This window comes from Rathayibacter sp. SW19 (genome assembly GCF_030866825.1).
GTDB lineage: Bacteria > Actinomycetota > Actinomycetes > Actinomycetales > Microbacteriaceae > Rathayibacter_A > Rathayibacter_A soli.
This window is the reverse complement of the sequence record NZ_CP133020.1, coordinates 682,704-702,865: the sequence shown is the minus strand read 5'-3', so window position 1 is coordinate 702,865 and position 20,162 is coordinate 682,704. Positions and strand designations below refer to the sequence as shown.

Genomic DNA, 20,162 nt, shown 5'->3' with positions numbered 1-20,162 from the left:
GCTGCCCTTCGGCAAGCTCAGGGACCGGGCTGCGCTCAGCGAACGAAGGTCACGGAGCGGGTCGCGCGCCCTACAGGCGCTTGAGCATCCGCGTGTTTCCTAGGGTGTTCGGCTTGACCCGTGCCAGATCGAGGAACTCGGCGACGCCCTCGTCGGGGCTGCGGACCAGCTCGGCATAGACATCCTGATCGACGGTCTCCTCGCCCATCTCGACGAAGCCGTGTCGCGAGAAGAATGGCACCTCAAAGGTCAAACAGAACAGGCGCGAGAGACCGAGCGCGCGGGCATCCTGCTCCAATTGCGAGAGCAACGCGTGGCCGACGCCGCGACCGCGCCAGCTGTCTGCGGCGGCCAGTGTGCGCACCTCTGCAAGGTCTTCCCACATGACGTGCAGGGCGCCGCATCCGATCAAGTGTCCATCGGCATCCTCGATGACACGGAATTCCTGCACGGCCTCATAGAACACGACAAGCTCTTTGCCGAGCAGAATACGGCGCTGCACGAGCGGTTCGACCAGCTGCTTGATGCTTTTGATGTCGCTCGTGCGCGCTTGCCGCACGGAAAAGGTGGTCTCGCTCACGCTCATCAGTCTACGGATGCCCTCCGGCCCGCCCGCGCCCCTCCCCATCCAATCCTCCCGTCACGTGCGGACTTCGGTCGCTTTCCAAGCAGGGATAGTGACCGAAGTCCGCACCTCAGTGAAGGGGGCGAGTTGGCAGCGGGCGTCGCATCGCGACGACGAACGAAGCGATCAGCAATGCGACGACGATCAGCCACGCCGCCACCGCGAACCAGATCCACACCGACGCGAGAGCGGGCAAGAAGGCGAAGTCGATGGCCCGGCCGAAGGTGGCAGAAGCGACGGCGTACATGCCCAAGGGGAACACCACGCTCCACAACTTCGCCTCGTAGGTCCACGGGTATCCGCGCACGAAGTAGCGCCACAGCCCGAAGATCACCAACAGTGGAATGAACCAACTGCCGAACGACCACAACACGACCGACAGCCCCACCACAAACGATCGCATTTCGGTGAGCAGGTTCGCGGTCATTCCATCACTGAGCGCCAGGATGCCGGCAGCCGCACGCACACTGATGGCGGTCGCGCCCATCAGAATCCAGTAGGCCGGCCCCATCTCGACCGGCGTGGTCTCTTTCAGGAAGAGCCGCGCGAAGATGATCACGATGAAGATCAGATAGAGCACGACGCCGACGCTCCAGAACAAGATGCTCGCAACGCCAAGCAGCTGGCTGCCGATCGACCACGGCAACACCGGCGCCAGCGCTGCGGCAACGACCGCAATCGACTGGGTACCGACGACCCAAACCAGCCAAACCCCCGTGATCTCGCGAAGTTTCGGATGATGCCCGGCAAGCACGATCATGGAGAACAGTCCATAGGTGAGCACGAGCCAGATGACGAATGCCACGATTCCCAGCGCCAGCGACACCGGCCAGAACCCGTGCCCGATCAGACCTGTAGCAAGCACATCGAACCCGGCCACGACCGTGAAGTAGCCGACAGCCGCACTCGGGTTGCGCAGCGATGCCGCAACAGCACTCGGAAAACGCACCGCGCGCGCGATGTATGCGCAGACCAGCACAACGAATCCGACAGCCGCGCAGCTCAGCACGATATCGCCGAGCAGCGGGAAACCCAGCACACTCAGACCGATCGACACGATGCCGGTCGCCATGACCAGCGCGAAATAGCCGGGCTCGAGATTCTCGATCCACGTCGCCACTCGCCCCTGAGGTGATGGATCGAGCGCTGATGCGTCTTGCTGCGCTCGAGTCGTGCGATCAGTCATTCTCATCACGTCCGACAGTAGGGTTCACCGATGAGATGGGATGTCGTCGACCCGCTCGGGGCGCGTTCCGGGTCTCGTGCTGCGCGCCCAGCCGCGCTGGGTGGCACGAGCTCCCAGCCGCATGTCCCGAGATCGGTAGACGACATACGGGCGGAAAAGGTACAACACAGGAATCGAGAAGACATGAACGAGGCGGGTGAACGGCCAGATCATGAACAGCAACATCGCGGTGATGATGTGCAACTGGAAGATCAGCGGCACGCCGACCATGAGCTCGACATTGGGTTGCAGCGCACCGAGGCTGCGAATCCAGGGAGAGATGGTTTCCCGGTAGTCGTACCCCGGCCCGAAGACCTGGTAGAAGAAGTTCGCCCACGTTCCGAAGACGACCGTGACCAGCAGGAAGGCGTACATGACGACATCCATCACCGTTGTCACCCGGAAGACCCGCTTAACGGCACCGCGTCGGGACAGCAGCAGGATCATACCGATCAGTGTTGCTACCGCGGCGAGCGCGCCGAGGTAGGTGGCGCCCCAGTGATACGCCTCTTCGGAGACTCCGAAGAAGAGAATCCACTCCTTCGGCACCAGTAGCCCGACAACGTGCCCGACGAAGACGGCGAGGATGCCGTAGTGGAACAGCGGCGAACCCCAGCGCAGAATCTTCGACTCGTAGCCTTGGGAAGAGCGAGAGGTCCAACCGAACTGGTCGTAGCGCCACCGGAAGATGTGGCCGACGACGAAGGCGCCGACCGCCGCATACGGAACCGCCACCCACAGCAAAATATTCAACACGGTCATATCCGCACCTCCTCCCGTGGAGCCCCCGCTGGCGCGTAGGGCGCAAGGTTGCCGAGAAATGTCAAGCCGACCAACTCGGCCGGCGGGCCTTCGTTGATGAGCTTCATGTAACGCTCACGTGCTTCCGCGTTCATCGCTGGAAGTGAAAGGCATACCGCATCGAGCACGTGCGCATACGGCGTTTCGAACGACTCGAGCGCCGCCCGCAACACCTGCAGTCCTTCACGATGAGCCGCAATGAGATCGTCGGAGATGGTCGAATTGCAGCGCGCCGAGAACTCGAGCACCATCGGCAGGTAGTCGGGCAGCTCACCCGGCTCGACCTCCCAGCCGGCCGCCCGGTATGCGTGGATGAACCGCACCAGCGCCATCCCCCGCTTTCGCGTGTCGCCGGTCGTGTAGTAAGTGAGGTAAGGGCTGCATTTGCGCTTCTGGTCGAAGATCGAGGTGAAGTGCGACTCGAGTTCGCGCTGCCCCATGGCATCCGTCGCGGCGAAGAAGCGGCCGAAGGCATCCGCCAGCGGCACCGGTAAGGTCTCGATCGCCCGGGCCACAGCGGCGAACCGCGACCGGTTCTGCTCGTGTGGATAGTCAAGCAGGATCGATGCGGCCATGTGCGTCATGGCGCGCTGACCGGAACCCAGTTGAAGCGCCGTTGTTTCGCGCGGCGGCACGTTGCGGCGAATCACGACACGCCCCCGGCAGACGCCGGCGGAAACAGCCCCGGAGCCGCAGTGTTACCGTTCCAGTTGAGCAGATTCATCCGACCGGGCGACGACTGTTCTGGCCCGGACTGGTCCGGGCCGGATTGGCCCGGAATCGCCAACTGCTCCTCGTCGTCGACAAGATTCTGCAGGTCATGGAACCTCTCCACCCCGTTTTCGTCCACGTCGAACCGCGCTACCGCCGCCGGCGCGTCACCGTGTCTGTTCCGCTTTCCTGCCTTGCGCACCGGCCCCATCCCAGAAAGACCCTCGCTCGGCCCGCCCATGCCCGGGCCGCCATCCATGTCGAGTGAGCAGGCCAGGTTCTCCAGGTCGCGGGCCTGCTCGACGTGGGCTTTCGGGATGACGTAGCGGTCTTCGTACTTGGCGATCGCAAGCAGCCGGTACATGGCCTGCATCTCATCGCCGCTCATCCCGACCAGGTTTGCGATCCGCTCGTTCGGCTCCTGCCCAAGGTTGATGTCGCGCATGTACGAGCGCATGGCGGCGAGTTTGCCGAGCGAGTCTTCGATTGGCTCGACGTCGCCGGCGGTGAACAGTCCGGCGAGGTACTCGACCGGGATGCGCAGCTTGTCGATGGCCGAGAAGAGATTGGCGACATCCTCACCGTCGCTGCCGCTGTTGGCGACGACGTCGACGACCGGCGACAGCGGGGGGATGTACCAGACCATCGGCATCGTGCGATATTCGGGGTGCAGCGGCAACGCAACCTTGTACTCGCTGATCAACTGATAGATCGGGCTGTTCTGTGCTGCTTCGATCCAGTCGTCGGCGATGCCCTCGGCTTTGGCCGCCGCGATTACTTCCGGGTCGAACGGGTCGAGGAAGACCGAGCGCTGGGCATCGAGGAGCTCGTGGTCATCTTCGACGCTGGCTGCCTCCAGCACCTTGTCGGCGTCGTAAAGCATCAGGCCGAGGTAGCGCAGCCGGCCGACGCAGGTCTCCGAGCAGATCGTCGGCTTGCCCTGTTCGAGCAGCGGATAGCACAGGGTGCACTTCTCCGCCTTGCCCGTCTTGTGGTTGAAGTAGACCTTCTTGTACGGGCACGCCGACACGCACATCCGCCAGCCGCGGCAGGCATCCTGATCGACCAGCACGATGCCGTCTTCCGACCGCTTGTACATCGCGCCGGATGGGCAGGCCGACACGCACGACGGGTTGAGACAGTGCTCGCAGATGCGCGGCAGGTAGAACATGAACGTGTTCTCGAACTCGAGCTTCACGTGTTCGCTCATGTGCGCGAGGATCGGATCCTGCGCAGCGGTCTCCTGAGCGCCACCGAGATTGTCATCCCAGTTCGGCGACCACTTGACCTCCATGTTCTCGCCGGTCAAGAGCGACTTCGGGCGCGCTACCGGGCCGTTCTTCGTCTGCGGCGCGATCGTGAGCATGTCGTAGTCGTAGGTCCACGGCTCGTAGTAGTCGTCAATCGTCGGCAGATCGGGGTTGGAGAAGATATTGGCCAGGTGCGCGAGGCGGCCACCCGAGCGCAGCTTGAGGCGGCCGCGCTTGTTCCGCTGCCAACCGCCACGCCACTTGTCCTGATCCTCATAGGTGCGCGGATAGCCGAGCCCGGGCTTGGTCTCCACATTGTTGAACCAGACGTATTCCATGCCATCGCGGTTCGTCCACACCTGCTTGCAGGTGACAGAACAGGTGTGGCAGCCGATGCACTTGTCGAGGTTCATCACCATCGACATCTGAGCCATGACACGCATTAGTACTCGACCTCCTGGCTACGACGACGGATGACCGTCACCTCGTCTCGCTGGTTGCCGGTCGGCCCCAGATAGTTGAACGCGAACGACAGTTGCGCGTAGCCGCCGATCAGATGCGTCGGTTTCAGCAGGATGCGCGTGAGCGAGTTGTTCGTGCCGCCGCGCTGACCCGAGGTCTCGGCGATCGGCACGTTGATCGTGCGGTCTTTCGCGTGGTACATGTACACGGTGCCCTCCGGCATCCTGTGCGACACGATCGCGCGGGCCACCACCACGCCATTGCGGTTGTATGACTCGATCCACTCGTTGTCGCGGACGCCGATCTTCTCGGCGTCCTGCGGGGACATCCAGATGCCCGGCCCGCCTCGCGAGAGTGTCAGCATCATCAGGTTGTCTTGATACTCGGAGTGGATGGACCATTTGGAATGCGGAGTGAGGTAGCGCACGGCGACCTCGGCGCGGCCCTGCGACCCGGCACGGCCCGTCGGCGCCGTGGAACCGATGATCGAGTCGTTGAACAGGCGGTGCATGTCCAGCGGCGGCCGGTAGATCGGCAGCTGCTCCCCCAGCTCGATCATCCAGTCGTGATCGAGGTAGAAATGTTGGCGGCCCGTCAGCGTATGCCACGGCTTCAGATGTTCGACATTGATGGTGAACGCGCTGTACCGTCTGCCGCCGTGCTCGCTGCCCGACCATTCCGGCGAGGTGAGCACCGGCACCGGAGCGTCGCCGACCTCTTTGAACGTGTACCGGCGTCCTTCATTGTCGGAGGCGAGCTGGGCAAGCGGCACGCCCGTGCGTTTCTCCAACGTGCGGAAGCCCTGTGTTCCAAGCCGTCCGTTGGTGGTGCCCGAGAGCGCGAGAATCATGTCGCACGCACGCTGGGCGGTGTCCAAGCGCGGGCGACCGGCAGTCGGCCCGGAAACGAACCGCCCGTTGCGGTGGCCCAGGTCTTCGACCTCGACGTCCGGATTGAATGCGACACCCTTCGTCGCCATGCCGAGTTTCGCGGTCAGCGGGCCGAGAGCGGTCATCCGGGCACCGAACGCCGGATAGTCGCGCTCAACAACTGACAGCTTCGGCATCGTCACGCCGGGAATCAGTTCCGGCGAATCCACCACCGTGCCGTGCGGCGTGGACATCGCATCCGGCGTGTCGTGCAGCAGCGGGGATGCCACGAGGTCGCGACGCACCCCCAGGTGCCCTTCCTGCAACTCGCTGATCTTGCGCGCGAGCAGCGTGAAGATCTCGAAGTCGGGCTTGGCCTCCCACGGCGGTGTGATCGCCGGATTGAACGTATGGATGAACGGATGCATGTCCGTCGTCGACAAGTCGTGCTTCTCATACCAGGTGGCCGGCGGCAGAACGATGTCGCTGAAGCCTGTCGTCGACGTGTTGCGGAAGTCGCTCGTGACCATCAGGTCGAGCTTGCCGATCGGCGCTTCCTCATGCCAGGTCATCGATGCAGGGCGGCGATCCGGACCGGACTCCTGCCCGGTGATTGCGGCGTCCGTGCCGAGCAGATGCTTGAGGAAGTACTCGTTGCCCTTGCCCGATGAGCCGATGATGTTGGCCCGCCAGACGTTGAGCACACGCGGAAAGTTCTCGGGCGCATCCGGATCTTCAACAGCGTATTTGAGTTCGCCGCTCTTCAGCTGATCGACCACATACTGTGCCGGTTCGACACCGGCCGCTTCGGCCTCGTCGACGATATCCAGCGGGTTGCGGTTGAAGGTCGGGTAGCTGGGCATCCAGCCGCGCTTGGCCGATTCGACGAGGCAGTCAGCCGTTGTACGGCCCGCGAAGAGCCCGTTCGCCTGCGCACTCGCGAGGCTGTCGGCCGGCAGGCCGTCGTAACGCCATTGGTCGGTCGCAAGGTACCAGTACGCTGTGCCGATCATCTGCCGCGGCGGGCGCACCCAGTCGAGGCCGAACGCGTATTGCGCCCAACCGGTCAGCGGCCGGATCTTCTCCTGCCCGACGTAGTGCGCCCAGCCTCCGCCGTTGACCCCTTGGCAGCCTGTCATGGTGGTCAGGGCGAGGAAGGTGCGATAGATCGTGTCAGAGTGGAACCAGTGATTGGTGCCCGCCCCCATCAGGATCATCGAGCGCCCGCCGGAGTCTTCGGCGTTCTGCGCGAACTCGCGGCCGATCCGCTCCGCCGCCTGCGCCGGAACGCTGGTGATCTCCTCCTGCCAGGCCGGGGTCCCTGGGCTGGAGGGGTCGTCATAGCCGGTCGGCCAATCGCCGGGGAGCCCGTCGCGGCCGACGCCGTAACGAGCGAGCAGAAGATCGAACACCGTGGTCACCAGCCGGCCGGCTACCTCACGCACCGGCACACCGCGACGGATGCCGCCCGCCCCGCCCGCGTGCGCGTGCTCAGCGTCGGGGGTCAGGTCGAAGCGCGGCAGCTCCACCTCGACGGCTCTGCCGTCGTGATCGGGCGCGTCGGCGATCGACAACAGCGGGTCGACGTCGCCGAGATCCAGGTTCCAGAGGCCTTCGTCCTCCTTCGAGAAGCGGTGACCCAACGAACCGTTCGGCACGACCGGCACCGCGTTCTGATCGAGCAGGACTGGCTTGAACGCCGGGTTGGCGACGTCCGCGGTCGTCGTGGGCAGGGCATCCGCCGTCAAGAACTTGCCGGCAACATACGCGTCGCCGTGCGGCGTCAGTTCGATCAGGTAGGCGGAGTCGCTGAACTTCTTCATGTAGTCGATGAAGCGCGGGGTGCGCTTGTCGAGCAGGAACTCCTTCAGGATGACGTGCCCCATCGCGATGGCGAGCGCCGCGTCGGTGCCTGGATGCACGGCGAGCCACTCATCGGCGAACTTCGTGTTGTCCGCATAGTCGGGCGAGACGACGATGACCTTCTGGCCGTGGTAGCGCGACTCGACCATGAAGTGGGCGTCTGGCGTTCGGGTGACCGGAACGTTGGAGCCCCACATGATCAGGTAGGAGGAGTTCCACCAGTCCGCCGATTCCGGCACATCGGTCTGGTCGCCGAACACCTGGGGGCTCGCGACCGGCAGGTCGGCATACCAGTCGTAGAACGAGAGCATGGTTCCGCCGAGCATTGTCACAAAACGCGAGCCGACTCCGTGCGACATGATCGACATGGCCGGGATCGGTGAGAAGCCAGCGACGCGGTCCGGGCCGTACTTCTTGATCGTGTGCACGTGCGCTGCCGCGACGATTTCGGATGCCTCATCCCACCTCGCGCGCACCAGCCCGCCTTTGCCGCGCGCCTGTTTGTATGCGCGCGAGGCGACCGGATCGTCGACGACGGCTTCCCAGGCGAGCACCGGATCGCCGACGCGCTCCTTGGCCGCCCGGTAGGCGTCGAGCAGAACGCCGCGCACGTATGGGAAGCGCACCCGCGTCGGTGAATAGGTGTACCAGCTGAACGAGGCGCCGCGCGGGCATCCGCGGGGTTCGTATTCCGGCGAGTCCGGCCCGATCAGCGGGTAGTCGGTCTGCTGCGTCTCCCAGGTGATGATGCCGTCTTTGACGTACACCTTCCACGAGCAGGAACCGGTGCAGTTGACACCGTGGGTGGAGCGCACCTCCTTGTCGTGGGTCCAGCGGTCGCGGTAAAAGGCATCTGCCTTTCGGCCGCCGTCGAGGAAGACTGTTCTGAGATCTTCAGAGACCGTCCCGGGCCGCAGGAATCGCCCCATGCGGATCAGACTGTCTGCAAGCACTCCGTCGGTTCCGGCTGTCGGGGTGTCAGGTGTGTTCTTTGGTCGCATGGCTGCTCCAATCGGGGCCGGCCGCCGAATTGGCGGCTCGAACCGTCTTGGGCGCAATCATCGTCGGGTTGCGCACCGCGTTCGAGCGCAAAACACCGTGTTTAATGCCGGCGCGCGCAATGCCCGTGAGATCAGGGCCGATGTGCGGCGCACAACTCGAGGGTGCACGTTCGCGCATCCGAGAACGGATGCAGCTGCTCGGCTTCCAGCGGACCGTCGACCTGCACCAGCACTTCCTGCACGAGCCCGAAGTGCACCTCGCAGACCTGCGGATTCTCCCGCGCCAATTCTGCGAACGGGCAATCGTGCATGGTCATGACGCGGCCATCCGGCTCGAGCGTCGAATCGAATCCGCACTGGTCCATATGGTCGTCGAGCAGGTCAAGTTGCTGCTGGATCGCCTCGTGTGTGGCATCCGGTTCACCAGATTGCCCCTGACTGCTTGCATAGTGCGCATCATGTCCAGCTTCATCGACGTGCAACAGTTGCCGCACCTGGCGAGCACGCTCGGCCGCGATCCGCACTTTGTCCAGCACGATCGGATCGTCCTGCGGAACAGTCGCGCTGTAGCGGATCCGCGGGCGACCGCGTGCCGCAACGTGTTCGGACTCGCCGTGCACAAAACCGGCGGCGACGAGCCGATGCAGATGTTCGCGTGCGGTGTTGCGATGGAGCCCTGTCGCGTCGGCCAGTTGCTCGATCGTCATGGAGCCACCCTGTTGCAACGCATGCAACAGGTTGATTCTGCTCAACGATGCAAGCGTTCGATACTGAGGTGCGCGGGCCGCAGCCATGACCCCATTCAACGCCATCGGCCGGGCGATTGCTACCCGCCCCGGTTAATGCCATTGAGGTGCGGACTTCGGTCGCTTCGCCAGTGGCAGAAGCGACCGAAGTCCGCACCTCAGCGAACGGTTGTGAAGTTAGTCGGCGGCGGCAGCCAGGTCGGGGGTGACGGCGCCCGTGCCCGGGCTCGCTCCGACGCCCGCGCCGATCGCGACCGGCTCCTCGTGGTTCGTCGTCGTGAACACGAACGCGTTGTCGACGAAGTCCACGTGAACGTGGTTGCCTGAGCCGAGCTCGCCCTGAAGGATCCTCTCGGAGAGCCGATCCTCGATCTCGTGCTGCACGGCGCGACGCAGTGGCCTGGCACCCAGCGTCGGATCGAACCCGACCTCGATCAGATGCTCCTTGGCTGCGGTGGTGAGCTCGACGGTCATGTCGCGGTCCAGCATCCGATCACTCAGTCGCTTGATGAACAGGTCGACGATCTGCAGGAGCTCCGGCTTGGACAGCTGCGGGAAGACGATGATCTCGTCGACTCGGTTGAGGAACTCCGGCTTGAAGTTCTTCTTCAACTCATCCTTGACCTTGCCGGCCATCCGGTCGTAGCCGGTCTGCGTGTCACCCTCGATGAGGAACCCGACAGGGCCGCCAGTGATGTCCTTTGTGCCGAGGTTGGTGGTCATGATGATCACCGTGTTCTTGAAGTCGACGACGCGACCCTGACCATCGGTCAGCCGGCCCTCCTCCAGAATCTGGAGCAGCGAGTTGAAGATGTCGGGGTGTGCCTTCTCGATCTCATCGAACAGCACGACGCTGAACGGCTTGCGGCGCACCTTCTCGGTGAGCTGGCCGCCCTCTTCGAAGCCGACGAAGCCGGGAGGGGCACCGAACAGTCGCGAAACCGTGTGCTTCTCGCCGTACTCGCTCATGTCCAGCGAGATCATGGCCGACTCGTCGTCGAACAGGAACTCCGCCAGCGCCTTGGCCAGCTCGGTCTTACCGACTCCGGTCGGACCGGCGAAGATGAACGAACCGGATGGGCGGTGCGGGTCCTTGAGACCGGCGCGCGTGCGGCGGATCGTCTTAGACAGCGCAGAGATCGCCTCTTCCTGGCCGATGACGCGCTGGTGCAGCGCCTTCTCCATGAAGACGAGGCGACTGGACTCCTCCTCGGTCAGCTTGAAGACCGGGATTCCCGTGGCCTGCGCCAGAACCTCAGCGATCAGCCCTTCATCGACCTCGGCCGTTGTCTTGACCTCGCCGGCTCGCCACTGCTTCTCCAAGCGCAACCGCTCGCCGAGAAGGTTCTTCTCCTCGTCGCGCAGGCTGGCGGCCTTCTCGAAGTCTTGCTCCTCGATCGCGGCCTCCTTGCTTTCACGAACTTTCGCGATCTTGTCGTCGAACGCGCGCAACTCCGGCGGCGCGGAGAGGATCGACAGGCGCAGACGCGCCCCGGCCTCATCGATCAAGTCGATGGCCTTGTCCGGCAGGAACCGGTCGCTGATGTAGCGGTCGGCAAGGTTCGCGGCGGCGACGATGGCGCCATCCGTTATCGACACCTTGTGGTGCGCCTCGTAGCGATCACGCAACCCCTTGAGGATGTTGATCGTGTGAGGCAGGGACGGCTCCGCCACCTGGATCGGCTGGAAGCGGCGCTCGAGCGCGGCATCCTTCTCGAAATGCTTGCGGTACTCATCGATTGTGGTCGCACCGATGGTCTGCAGTTCGCCGCGGGCCAGCAGCGGCTTCAGGATGCTGGCGGCGTCGATCGCGCCTTCGGCTGCACCTGCACCGACCAGGGTGTGGATCTCGTCGATGAACGTGATGATGTCACCGCGCGTGCGAATCTCCTTGGTCACCTTCTTCAGGCGTTCCTCGAAGTCGCCGCGGTAGCGGGAGCCGGCGATAAGCGAGCCGAGGTCGAGCGTGTAGAGCTGCTTGTCCTTCAGCGTCTCCGGCACGTCACCGCGCACGATCGCTTGTGCGAGGCCCTCGACGATGGCGGTCTTGCCGACGCCGGGTTCCCCAATCAGCACAGGGTTGTTCTTCGATCGTCGGGAGAGGATCTGCATGACCCGCTCCATTTCTTTCTCACGACCGATCACCGGGTCCAGTTTGTTGTCGCGCGCCGCCTGCGTGAGGTTGCGCCCGAACTGGTCGAGGATCTGGCTGCCGGCCTGCTGGCCCTGCTGCTCATTGGCCCCGACCTGCACCTGCTCCTTGCCCTGGTAGCCGGAGAGCAACTGGATGACCTGCTGGCGCACCCGGTTGAGGTCAGCGCCGAGCTTCACAAGCACCTGTGCAGCGACCCCTTCGCCCTCGCGGATGAGGCCGAGCAGGATGTGCTCAGTGCCGATGTAGTTGTGGCCGAGCTGCAGCGCCTCGCGCAGTGACAGCTCGAGAACCTTCTTCGCTCGCGGCGTGAAGGGGATGTGGCCGGTCGGCTGCTGCTGACCCTGGCCGATGATGTCTTGAACCTGCTCGCGCACGGCGTCCAGGGAGATGCCCATCGACTCGAGGGCTTTGGCTGCAACACCCTCACCCTCGTGGATCAGGCCAAGCAGGATGTGCTCGGTACCGATGTAGTTGTGGTTGAGCATCTTGGCCTCTTCTTGGGCCAAAACGACAACGCGACGAGCTCGGTCGGTAAATCTTTCAAACATGAGGTCACTCCTTGCGAAGCCGTGCGGACGAGGCTCCGTTACAAAGAGCGTAACCAGAGCACCCTGGGTAATCTGCCCCTGTTCGCCGTAGGCGTGACCGGATGCGCCGCCCCGGCCGGGCGCCGCGGCGTGCGCGAGCGCATCCGAAGTCTCAATCCGTCGACCGTGGGTCATAACTCAGGTTGGGTGCGGGGTCGAACACGTGGGCATCGGCGTGGCGAGCCGCCCAGCCTGAATTCTGCACGGGAAACCCGCGCGGCAGGCCAGATCACGGACCCGACGTGTGCCACGCCCTACTTCGGCAGCGCCGGCAGGGTGAAACGCAGCGCCTGCACGGTGACCTTGACGTCTTTGTGCGGGTCGATGTCGCCGGGGGTGGCGAAGACCGTGGTGTGGGGCACGTAGTCCATGGTGCAGACCTTGTCCGGGTATTCCTTGATCGCGACGGTCAGCTTGTTCGTGCCGGTCACCACGAAATCCGTACCGACCGGCGGGCAGGTCGAACTGCCATAGGTGGTCACGGTGAACTGCGCGCCGTTTTTCAGCCAGACCGAGAAGGGCGCACCGCCTGCACTGCTCGGCGGCGCCGTGACCCCCTTCGGCTCGCCGGGGTAGTTCGTGATCGGCTTCGTCGAGGAACCGGAACAGCCGGCGAGTGCGATCGCAACAGAGGCCGCGAGCAGGCCGATGGCAGCAGTGGTACGCACACGACGCAGCGAGATCATTGCCCCATGATAAGGGGCTGGCGTAGCCGATGGGTGAGCGTTCGAAGCGGCATCCGACCATGCCGCGCGTCGGCGCCCGGGCCGGCGCCGCCCCGGCCGTGCGCCGGCGCCCAAGCCGGCGCCGCCCCGGGCACCGCACCGACGCAGACCGCGGGTTAGGATGCCGCATGAGCAACCTCGAGCGGCGCCCCGCTGAGCTGATCGCCGACTGCACAGCGGATGCTCCGCCCGAGTCGGGCGGGCAGGCCAAGCGGCCGCTGGAAATCCTGCTCCCGCGCGAGGTGCCGCTCGGCGGCCCACGTGCGATGACCGTGCATCGCACGTTGCCGCAACGGCAGCGCTCGACGATCGGTGCCTGGTGCTTCCTCGATCACTACGGCCCTGATGACGTTTCGAGCACGGGCGGCATGCAGGTTCCGCCACATCCGCACACCGGCCTGCAAACCGTGAGCTGGCTGTTCGCGGGCGAGATCCAGCACGACGACAGCGTCGGCACATCGGCGCTGGTGCGCCCGGGCGAGCTGAACCTGATGACGGCCGGCCGCGGCATCAGCCATTCGGAGGTCTCCACACCCGACACGACGATCCTGCACGGCGCACAACTCTGGCTGGCCCTTCCTGATGCTGACCGCAACATGCTGCCGTTCTTCGAACACACCGTGCCGGTGCCGTTCACGTTCGCGGATGCGACGGTTCGCGTTTTCATCGGCGAGCTCGCGGGCGTCGCGGCGCCGGCATCCGTTTTCAGTCCGCTGCTGGGGGCGCAGCTTGAGCTCGCGGCGGGCGCGACCGTCGAGTTGCCGCTCGACGAATCGTTCGAGCATGGCATCCTGGTCGATCTCGGTGCCGTGACGGTGGACGACGAGTCGCTCGACCGCCGCGAACTGGGCTATCTCGGGCAGGGTCGCGACAGCGTGCGCATCCACGCGACGGCGGATGCCCGGCTGCTCCTGCTCGGCGGCACCCCGCTCGGCGAACAACTCGTGATGTGGTGGAACTTCATCGGCCGCGAGCATGAGGAAATCGTGGGCTTCCGCGACGCGTGGCAGCACGACGTGATCGCCGAGACGGATACCCGTGGCCGGTTCGGCCATGTCGCCGGCTACCGCGGGCGGCCGTTGCCGGCGCCCGAACTGCCGACCGTGCGGCTGAAGCCCCGCGAGTGAAACTCCGCGGCTGAAGCCCCACGGCTGAAGCTCTGCGCGTGAATCGAGTGTGGCACGTCTCCGCGTCGATACGCTGCGGCCTGGCCTCAACATGCATGCCAACACCCGACTTGTCCACGGATCTGAACTCCCGGCATCGTCCGCACCGCGGCATCCGTCAAGCTGGACATGCGTCGGTGCATGCAGACTACCCGAGTTTGCATGCATCGGCGTTATGATCAACCTATGGGAGTCACGGTGCAGGTGCGCAATCTCGATCCAGCGGTGCAAGAGACGCTAAAGACGCTCGCGCGAAACCAGGGCGTGTCACTATCCGAATACCTGCGGCGCACGCTGACCAGCATCGCAGAAAGACAGCGCGTGAAAGATCGCTGGGCAGAGGCGGAAGCCGAATACGAGTTGAAGCGTCAGCGGCTGAAAGAACATCCGCCAACGCCAGGACGGGTTGTTAAGATCGATACCCAAACGATCGTTGACATTATTCGCGAGGGACGTGGAGAGTTGCCCTCGTGAGCGTGGTCGTGGACAGCAGCGCAATAATCAGAATGCTGACAGCGAGCAGAACGCTAACATCGGCATCACACTCGGCGATCGACGGTCACGACATCCACGCACCCCACTTGATCGACCCCGAGGTGGTGAACGCGGTCAGGCGATTGGTGTTTCTGCGGCGCAACTCGCTTGACGACGCGCAGCTCATGCTTGACAGATTCGCCGGCCTCGACGTTGTGCGTTATCCGCACGCATCGCTGATCGCGCGCGTTTGGAGCCTGCGAGACAACATCACTCCCTATGACGCACTGTACGTTGCACTCGCCGAGCGGCTTCGCATTCCCCTGATCACCGCAGACAGTCGACTCGTGCGCGCCGCCCAGAACGTCTGCGAACTACGCCTTCTCGAGTGACACCTATTGCAGCGCCGACGTCAATCGGGAGAGGTTGTCGAGTACGGTTGCGTGCAGCGGCTGCTTCATCCACTCCTCCAGGGTGAGCACAGTGCTGTTGTCGCGGTAGTCCTGCTCGATCGCCCGCATATCGCGCACGAACGAGGAACCGCGCACCATGAGCGAGATCTCCATGTTCAGCATGAACGAACGCATGTCCATATTGCTCGACCCGATCACGGCGACATCGTCGTCGATTGAGAAGTGCTTGCTGTGCAAAATGTATGGCGCCTTATACCGCCAGATCGTGACCCCTGTGCGGAGCAACTGCTCGTAATATGACCGCTGCGCGTGGTAAACGAGCGCCTGATCGCCGATCTCCGACACGAACAATTCAACGTGCACGCCGCGCTGCGTTGCCGTGGTCAACGCGACGAGCATCGCCTCGTCCGGAACGAAGTACGGACTCGTGATGATGATCCGCTCCTGGGCCGCATACAACAGCGCGAGGAATAGTTTGAGGTTGTTCTCACCGACGAACCCTGGCCCGCTGGGCACGAGCTGGCAGTCCAACGGCCGATTCACGCCGGCGGGCATGATGGCCTCCAGCGTCTCGATGTCCAAGCGTTCGCGGGCCAGGAACTCGTTGGTCTCGATGAACCAGTCCGTGATGAAGATGGCGTTCAGACCTGCTGCCACGGGGCCTTCAACACGCGCAACCAGTTCTTGCCACTTCAGGCCGCGGCGAAGGTTCGACTTCTTGTTGTAGCTGCGGTCGATGACGTTCTGTGACCCCATGAAGCCGACAATGGCGTCGACGACGAGCAACTTGCGGTGATTGCGAAGGTCCGGTCGCTGGTACCGACCCCGCAACGGTTGGACCGGCAGCATCAGCCGCCAATTCGCGCCCATCGCTGTCAGCCGCTTGAGCGTGTGTCTGTAATCCCGGGTGCGCAAAGACGCAATGTGGTCGAGCAGCACATGCACGGTGACGCCGCGTTTGATTGCGGCCTCGAGCGCGTCGAAGAACGGCGCTGTGGTCTGGTCGCAACTGAGGATGTAGAACTCGACGTGCACGAACAGTTTCGCTTGCCCGATGGCCTCGGTCATCGCGTCGAGCGACCCCTGGTAGTCGGAGATCAGCACAGCCGAGTTGTCACCGACCAAGGGCATCGAGCCCAGATTGCGGTTCAGCGTGACGACGGATTCGAACCAGGGCGGCCACGGCTCGTCGTGCCGCACCCGTTCCATACCTTCCGTGCTGTTGAGGATGAATTCGTCGACCTGTTCCTGCCGCTCGCGCCTCTTCTTGGGCAGTTTGTAGCTGCCGATCAGCAGAAAGAACAGCACGCCGATGTACGGAATGAAGAAGATCGCGAGCAACCAGGCCGTCGCGGATGTCGGGCGTCGGTTGCGCGGGACCACGATGATGGAGACCACGCGGACGATGAAGTCGACGAGGAACGCCAAGACGACGATGATCGTCGTCCAGGTCGCCGCATCCATCTGGTTTCCTTCGCGTCAGAGCGGGCGCGGCAGGGCGCGCGCGCTGGGCTAACGCTATCGGAAAGCTAGGACTTCTGTGGGAGCCCGCGCTTCGCGCGCTCATCCGCCTCGAGCTTGGCGTATGCCTTGCGCTCAGTGCGGTCGGCGCGCACAATCGCGCGCATCACCACCCAGAAGATGAGCCCCACCAGCACGGTGGGCGCGAGGGCCCAGATGATGCCGCTCCAGACGTCGTTCATAGTGGTTCAAGGATACGCTGTCCCGCTGACCGGTGTGCAGGCGCAGTCGGCGCAGTTGTGCCTCGCCCGATGAACTGCGGCTCCGGCGCCACCACATCCAGCGCGGGATGTCCGTCGATCACGGAAAGCAGCGCATGCGCCGCCAGTACCCCCAATTCGTTGACATCATGGCTCATTGCGGACAGTTGCGGCATCGTCATCCGGCAGAGCGCGGAGTCGTCCCAGGCCAGGATCGACAGCTGTTCGGGAACGCTCACGCCGGACCGCTGTGCAGCCTCAAGTGCGGCAACGGCCATCACGTCGTTGTCGAAGATCACCGCTGTTGGGGGCACAGCTCGCGCCAAGAGCGCATGCATCGCAGCACTGCCACTGTCAGCCGAATAGTCACCGACATACAGGCTGCCCGTGACGGATGCCTCCGCAACCGCTGCATCAAAAGCGGCAGTTCTGGCCTGCGTATGCACGAATTCGATCGGCCCGGAAACCCTGGCGATTGTGCTGTGCCCGAGTTTTACGAGTTCCCGCGTTGCATTGGTCATCGCCCCGAAATTATCGACACGCACCACCGCCATGCCATCACGGGCGGCCGGTTCGCCCAGCGTAACGCTGGGCAGACCGAGCGACGACGTCAGTTCGGCACGCGCGTCGCCCATCGTCAAGTTCGTGAGCACAACGCCGGCGACGGCGCGCGTGGCAGCCCACCGCCGGTACGTGCTGAGCTCCTCTTCACGGCTCTCGACAACCTGCATCAGCACATTGATGCCGCGCTTGTGCAACACGGTCTCGAGGCCGGCAATGACCTCGCCGTAGAACGGCTCGATTCCGACGCCGACAGGTGAGCGAACAAACGCCATGCCGGCCGACGACACTGAAGCTAACGATGTCATCATGTCACCTCGATAAGGTCCCCTGCGTGGCGCAGCACGAGTCTATCCGTGAACATGATCGGGTCGAGAACTGCCGAACTCGTCACCGCGAAGACAACACTCTCCCCTGCTAACAGACTGACCATTCCACAATCAACGACCGCAGCAGGATCAACCCGATCTGCGTGCACACACACATCGCGCAGATAACTCGTGGCCGTGACGGTCACGGCGTAGCCAGTATCGGTGCGAACTGCGGTTGCCGCTAGAGCCGATTCCTCGAACGCTTGGTCGACGACCTCGCCGGGATTCCACAACGCACGCTCGAAGCCGTCGATGGTGGCCACTATGAGTTCGCATGCCGGATCGAGCGCGGCTGTCAGCCTCTCACTCAGCGGGACAGTCACGGCCGTCCGGGCGCCCACAACGATGTCGATAAGTTCGGCAAAAGCCTCGACCCCGGAGAACGTGACGCGAGAAACACTCGCACGCCCGACCGCGGTAGCGGCCGTGTCGTTGACCAGCACGAGTGCCAGGCCGGCTGCCGTCGGCTGAATGGTCGCGAGGCGCGGCCGATAGGCGTCGCGTAGCGCATACCACATCGGCTTGCGGTGCCCGTCGAAGTCGACGGCCGCCCACGAAATCGACGGCCAGTTGTCATTGAGTTGCCACAGGATCGTGCCCGTGTTGTGCGGAGTCAGCGAGCGGAAGTACTCGACCCCGTAGCGGATGGCGTGCGCCTGGTTCAGTTGAGTCGCCCAGTGCCAATCTTCGATGCGACAAGTCGTCGGCAGGTGCCCGGCCATCCCCCGCTCCAGCTTGAGATTGCCGTATTCCGCCTTCTGATGCACGAGCATCTGCGCCCCATACGGATCGAGGGGCTCATCGTGCACGACCGAGGTTAACGTCGACCACGCAGGCGGGCCTTGGAAGCCGAATTCGCTGACGAACCGAGGCGCATGCTCTCGGTACGCAGTGTAATCACGCTCGTTCCAGACATCCCAGATATGCGTGGTGCCGTTGCGCGGGTCATTCGGATGCGCATAGTCGACGAACGAGTATGGGCTGGCCGGTGAGTACGCGCGCGTTGGATCGAGTTCTGCCAGCAACCGGGGCAGCAGTGTGCGGTAATAGCCGTCGCCCCAGGCACGATTACCCAGTGCCTCTCGCCAGCCCCACTCGACGTAACCCCAGATATTCTCATTGTTGCCGTTCCAGATCACGAGCGACGGGTGCGCAGAAAGTCGCGCGATCTGCTCTCGAGCCTCCGCTTCCACCTCATCCGCTAACCAGCTCTCCTCCGAGTAGCCTGCACAGGCGAATAAGAAATCCTGCCAAACGAGCAGTCCGCGTTCGTCTGCGAGTTCGTAGAAGTCATCGCTCTCGTAAATACCACCGCCCCAGACACGAAGCAGGTTCACGTTCGCATCCACGGCATCCGCGAACCGGGCTTCATAGCGGGCCCGATCGATCTCGGTAACGAAGGCGTGGTCGGGAATCCAGTTGACACCTCTGATCAGAATGGTCTCACCGTTCACTCGGACGACAAACCGATTGCCGCCCTCGTCGGCCGACGTGTCGAGCGCGACCGTGCGGAATCCGACTCGGCCGTGCCAGCGCGCGATGCCGTCGCTGTTCTGCGCACTCAGCACGGCCGCGATGTTGTAAAGCGGCTGCTCGCCGTGCCCGATCGGCCACCATAGTTGCGCGTCAGGCACCCGCACGACGACGCACATTTCGGAAGCCCGCGGCGGAACCAACGCAGTCACATGCTTATCGCCGACCGTAACGTGCAGGTCGATGTCGACGGGCGTGTCATCGGATGACGCCGCGTCGTCACGTTCGATCGTCACGTGCGCAGTCAGCACCCCTGTCGTGCCGTCAAGGTCGATGAGTGGACGCACGGCCGCGATCCGAGCATTGCTCCATGAGTCGATGCCGATCGGCTGCCAGATTCCGCTGGTGGCGACATCGATACCCCAGTCCCAGCCGAAGTTGGCTGCGGACTTGCGTAGTTGGTTGTAAGGGTGATGATTCACGTGCGGCCATGCGCCATGGTTCCCGTCCCGCGACTCGACTTCGACGACGGGCGCAGCGAAGGTGACAGTCAGATGATTCTCGCCTTCACGCAGCGCCTGCCGAATGTCGAATCGATAGCTGCGGTGTTGATTCTGCGTGTGACCGAGCAGGTGCCCGTTGAGCTCGATCGTCGCGACGGTGTCGAGTCCGAACGCAACCAGGTCATGCCGGGTGTGGCCGTCATCCACCCAGGAGAACGAGCACTCATAATGCCACTCCGTACTTCCGATCCACTGCTGGGCCGCCTCGGCATCGCCATCGAACGGCGGGTCAATGAGGCCAGCGCGCAACAGGTCGGTGTGTATCACGCCGGGCACCGTGGCCGGCACCGCGCCGACCGGGAATCCTGCCGGCACCGGGCCGGCGCCGGCCGTCACCGTCCAGTTCTCTGCGAGCGCGGTGAACGTCGTCGGGATGAAGGTCATGCTGGTGCTCTCTACT

The 20,162-nt window shown here is 63.8% G+C and carries 16 protein-coding genes; 3 read left to right on the top strand and 13 right to left on the bottom strand.

Annotation, left to right across the window (positions count from 1 at the left end; translation table 11 throughout):
- Positions 1-70 precede the first annotated feature (70 nt).
- From QU604_RS03375 to QU604_RS03335, 9 genes are all read right to left on the bottom strand, one after another.
- Positions 71-586 (bottom strand): amino-acid N-acetyltransferase, encoded by a 516-nt coding sequence (locus QU604_RS03375; RefSeq protein WP_308467391.1) that lies wholly within the window; start codon positions 584-586, stop codon positions 71-73.
- A 109-nt stretch (positions 587-695) separates the two neighbouring features.
- A complete protein-coding gene (locus QU604_RS03370; RefSeq protein WP_308467390.1) occupies positions 696-1,811 on the bottom strand; it encodes a tellurite resistance/C4-dicarboxylate transporter family protein in 1,116 nt (371 codons plus the stop codon).
- Between the two features lie 24 nt (positions 1,812-1,835).
- On the bottom strand, positions 1,836-2,612 hold the full coding sequence (gene narI / locus QU604_RS03365) for a respiratory nitrate reductase subunit gamma (RefSeq protein ID WP_308467389.1): 777 nt from the start codon (positions 2,610-2,612) through the stop codon (positions 1,836-1,838).
- Positions 2,609-3,301 (bottom strand): nitrate reductase molybdenum cofactor assembly chaperone, encoded by a 693-nt coding sequence (gene narJ / locus QU604_RS03360; RefSeq protein WP_308467388.1) that lies wholly within the window; start codon positions 3,299-3,301, stop codon positions 2,609-2,611. Before narJ ends, narI begins: the two co-directional genes overlap by 4 nt.
- Positions 3,298-5,055: a nitrate reductase subunit beta gene (narH, locus tag QU604_RS03355; RefSeq protein ID WP_308467387.1), complete on the bottom strand. Its 1,758-nt coding sequence runs from the start codon at positions 5,053-5,055 to the stop codon at positions 3,298-3,300. Before narH ends, narJ begins: the two co-directional genes overlap by 4 nt.
- Positions 5,055-8,807 carry a nitrate reductase subunit alpha gene (locus QU604_RS03350; protein ID WP_308467386.1) on the bottom strand — a complete coding sequence of 1,251 codons (3,753 nt, stop codon included), beginning with the start codon at positions 8,805-8,807 and terminating at the stop codon, positions 5,055-5,057. The genes narH and QU604_RS03350 overlap by 1 nt, the downstream gene beginning before the upstream one ends.
- 131 nt (positions 8,808-8,938) lie before the next feature.
- The gene (locus tag QU604_RS03345) at positions 8,939-9,601 is read right to left on the bottom strand and encodes a helix-turn-helix transcriptional regulator (protein ID WP_308467385.1); all 663 of its coding nucleotides are present in this window, start codon (positions 9,599-9,601) and stop codon (positions 8,939-8,941) included.
- 129 nt (positions 9,602-9,730) lie between these two features.
- Positions 9,731-12,256 (bottom strand): ATP-dependent Clp protease ATP-binding subunit, encoded by a 2,526-nt coding sequence (locus tag QU604_RS03340; RefSeq protein ID WP_308467384.1) that lies wholly within the window; start codon positions 12,254-12,256, stop codon positions 9,731-9,733.
- A 293-nt stretch (positions 12,257-12,549) separates the two neighbouring features.
- Entirely contained in the window at positions 12,550-12,981 is a 432-nt protein-coding gene (locus QU604_RS03335; RefSeq protein ID WP_308467383.1) for a hypothetical protein, read from the bottom strand.
- Positions 12,982-13,148: 167 nt separating this feature from the next.
- Between QU604_RS03335 and QU604_RS03330 the strand changes: the two genes are divergently transcribed.
- The 3 genes from QU604_RS03330 to QU604_RS03320 all read left to right on the top strand — a co-directional run bounded on the left by QU604_RS03330 (position 13,149) and on the right by QU604_RS03320 (position 15,052).
- The gene (locus QU604_RS03330; RefSeq protein ID WP_308467382.1) at positions 13,149-14,147 is read left to right on the top strand and encodes a pirin family protein; all 999 of its coding nucleotides are present in this window, start codon (positions 13,149-13,151) and stop codon (positions 14,145-14,147) included.
- Between the two features lie 225 nt (positions 14,148-14,372).
- Positions 14,373-14,660 (top strand): FitA-like ribbon-helix-helix domain-containing protein, encoded by a 288-nt coding sequence (locus QU604_RS03325; protein WP_308467381.1) that lies wholly within the window; start codon positions 14,373-14,375, stop codon positions 14,658-14,660.
- A complete protein-coding gene (locus QU604_RS03320) occupies positions 14,657-15,052 on the top strand; it encodes a type II toxin-antitoxin system VapC family toxin (RefSeq protein WP_308467380.1) in 396 nt (131 codons plus the stop codon). The genes QU604_RS03325 and QU604_RS03320 overlap by 4 nt, the downstream gene beginning before the upstream one ends.
- 3 nt (positions 15,053-15,055) lie before the next feature.
- Here the strand turns inward: QU604_RS03320 and cls are convergent, their stop codons facing one another.
- The 4 genes from cls to QU604_RS03300 all read right to left on the bottom strand — a co-directional run bounded on the left by cls (position 15,056) and on the right by QU604_RS03300 (position 20,146).
- Entirely contained in the window at positions 15,056-16,537 is a 1,482-nt protein-coding gene (cls, locus tag QU604_RS03315; protein ID WP_308467379.1) for a cardiolipin synthase, read from the bottom strand.
- Positions 16,538-16,602: 65 nt separating this feature from the next.
- Positions 16,603-16,776 carry a hypothetical protein gene (locus QU604_RS03310; protein ID WP_308467378.1) on the bottom strand — a complete coding sequence of 58 codons (174 nt, stop codon included), beginning with the start codon at positions 16,774-16,776 and terminating at the stop codon, positions 16,603-16,605.
- Entirely contained in the window at positions 16,773-17,666 is an 894-nt protein-coding gene (locus QU604_RS03305; RefSeq protein ID WP_308467377.1) for a LacI family DNA-binding transcriptional regulator, read from the bottom strand. The genes QU604_RS03310 and QU604_RS03305 overlap by 4 nt, the downstream gene beginning before the upstream one ends.
- Positions 17,663-20,146 carry a glycoside hydrolase family 2 protein gene (locus QU604_RS03300; protein ID WP_308467376.1) on the bottom strand — a complete coding sequence of 828 codons (2,484 nt, stop codon included), beginning with the start codon at positions 20,144-20,146 and terminating at the stop codon, positions 17,663-17,665. The genes QU604_RS03305 and QU604_RS03300 overlap by 4 nt, the downstream gene beginning before the upstream one ends.
- Positions 20,147-20,162: the final 16 nt, after the last annotated feature.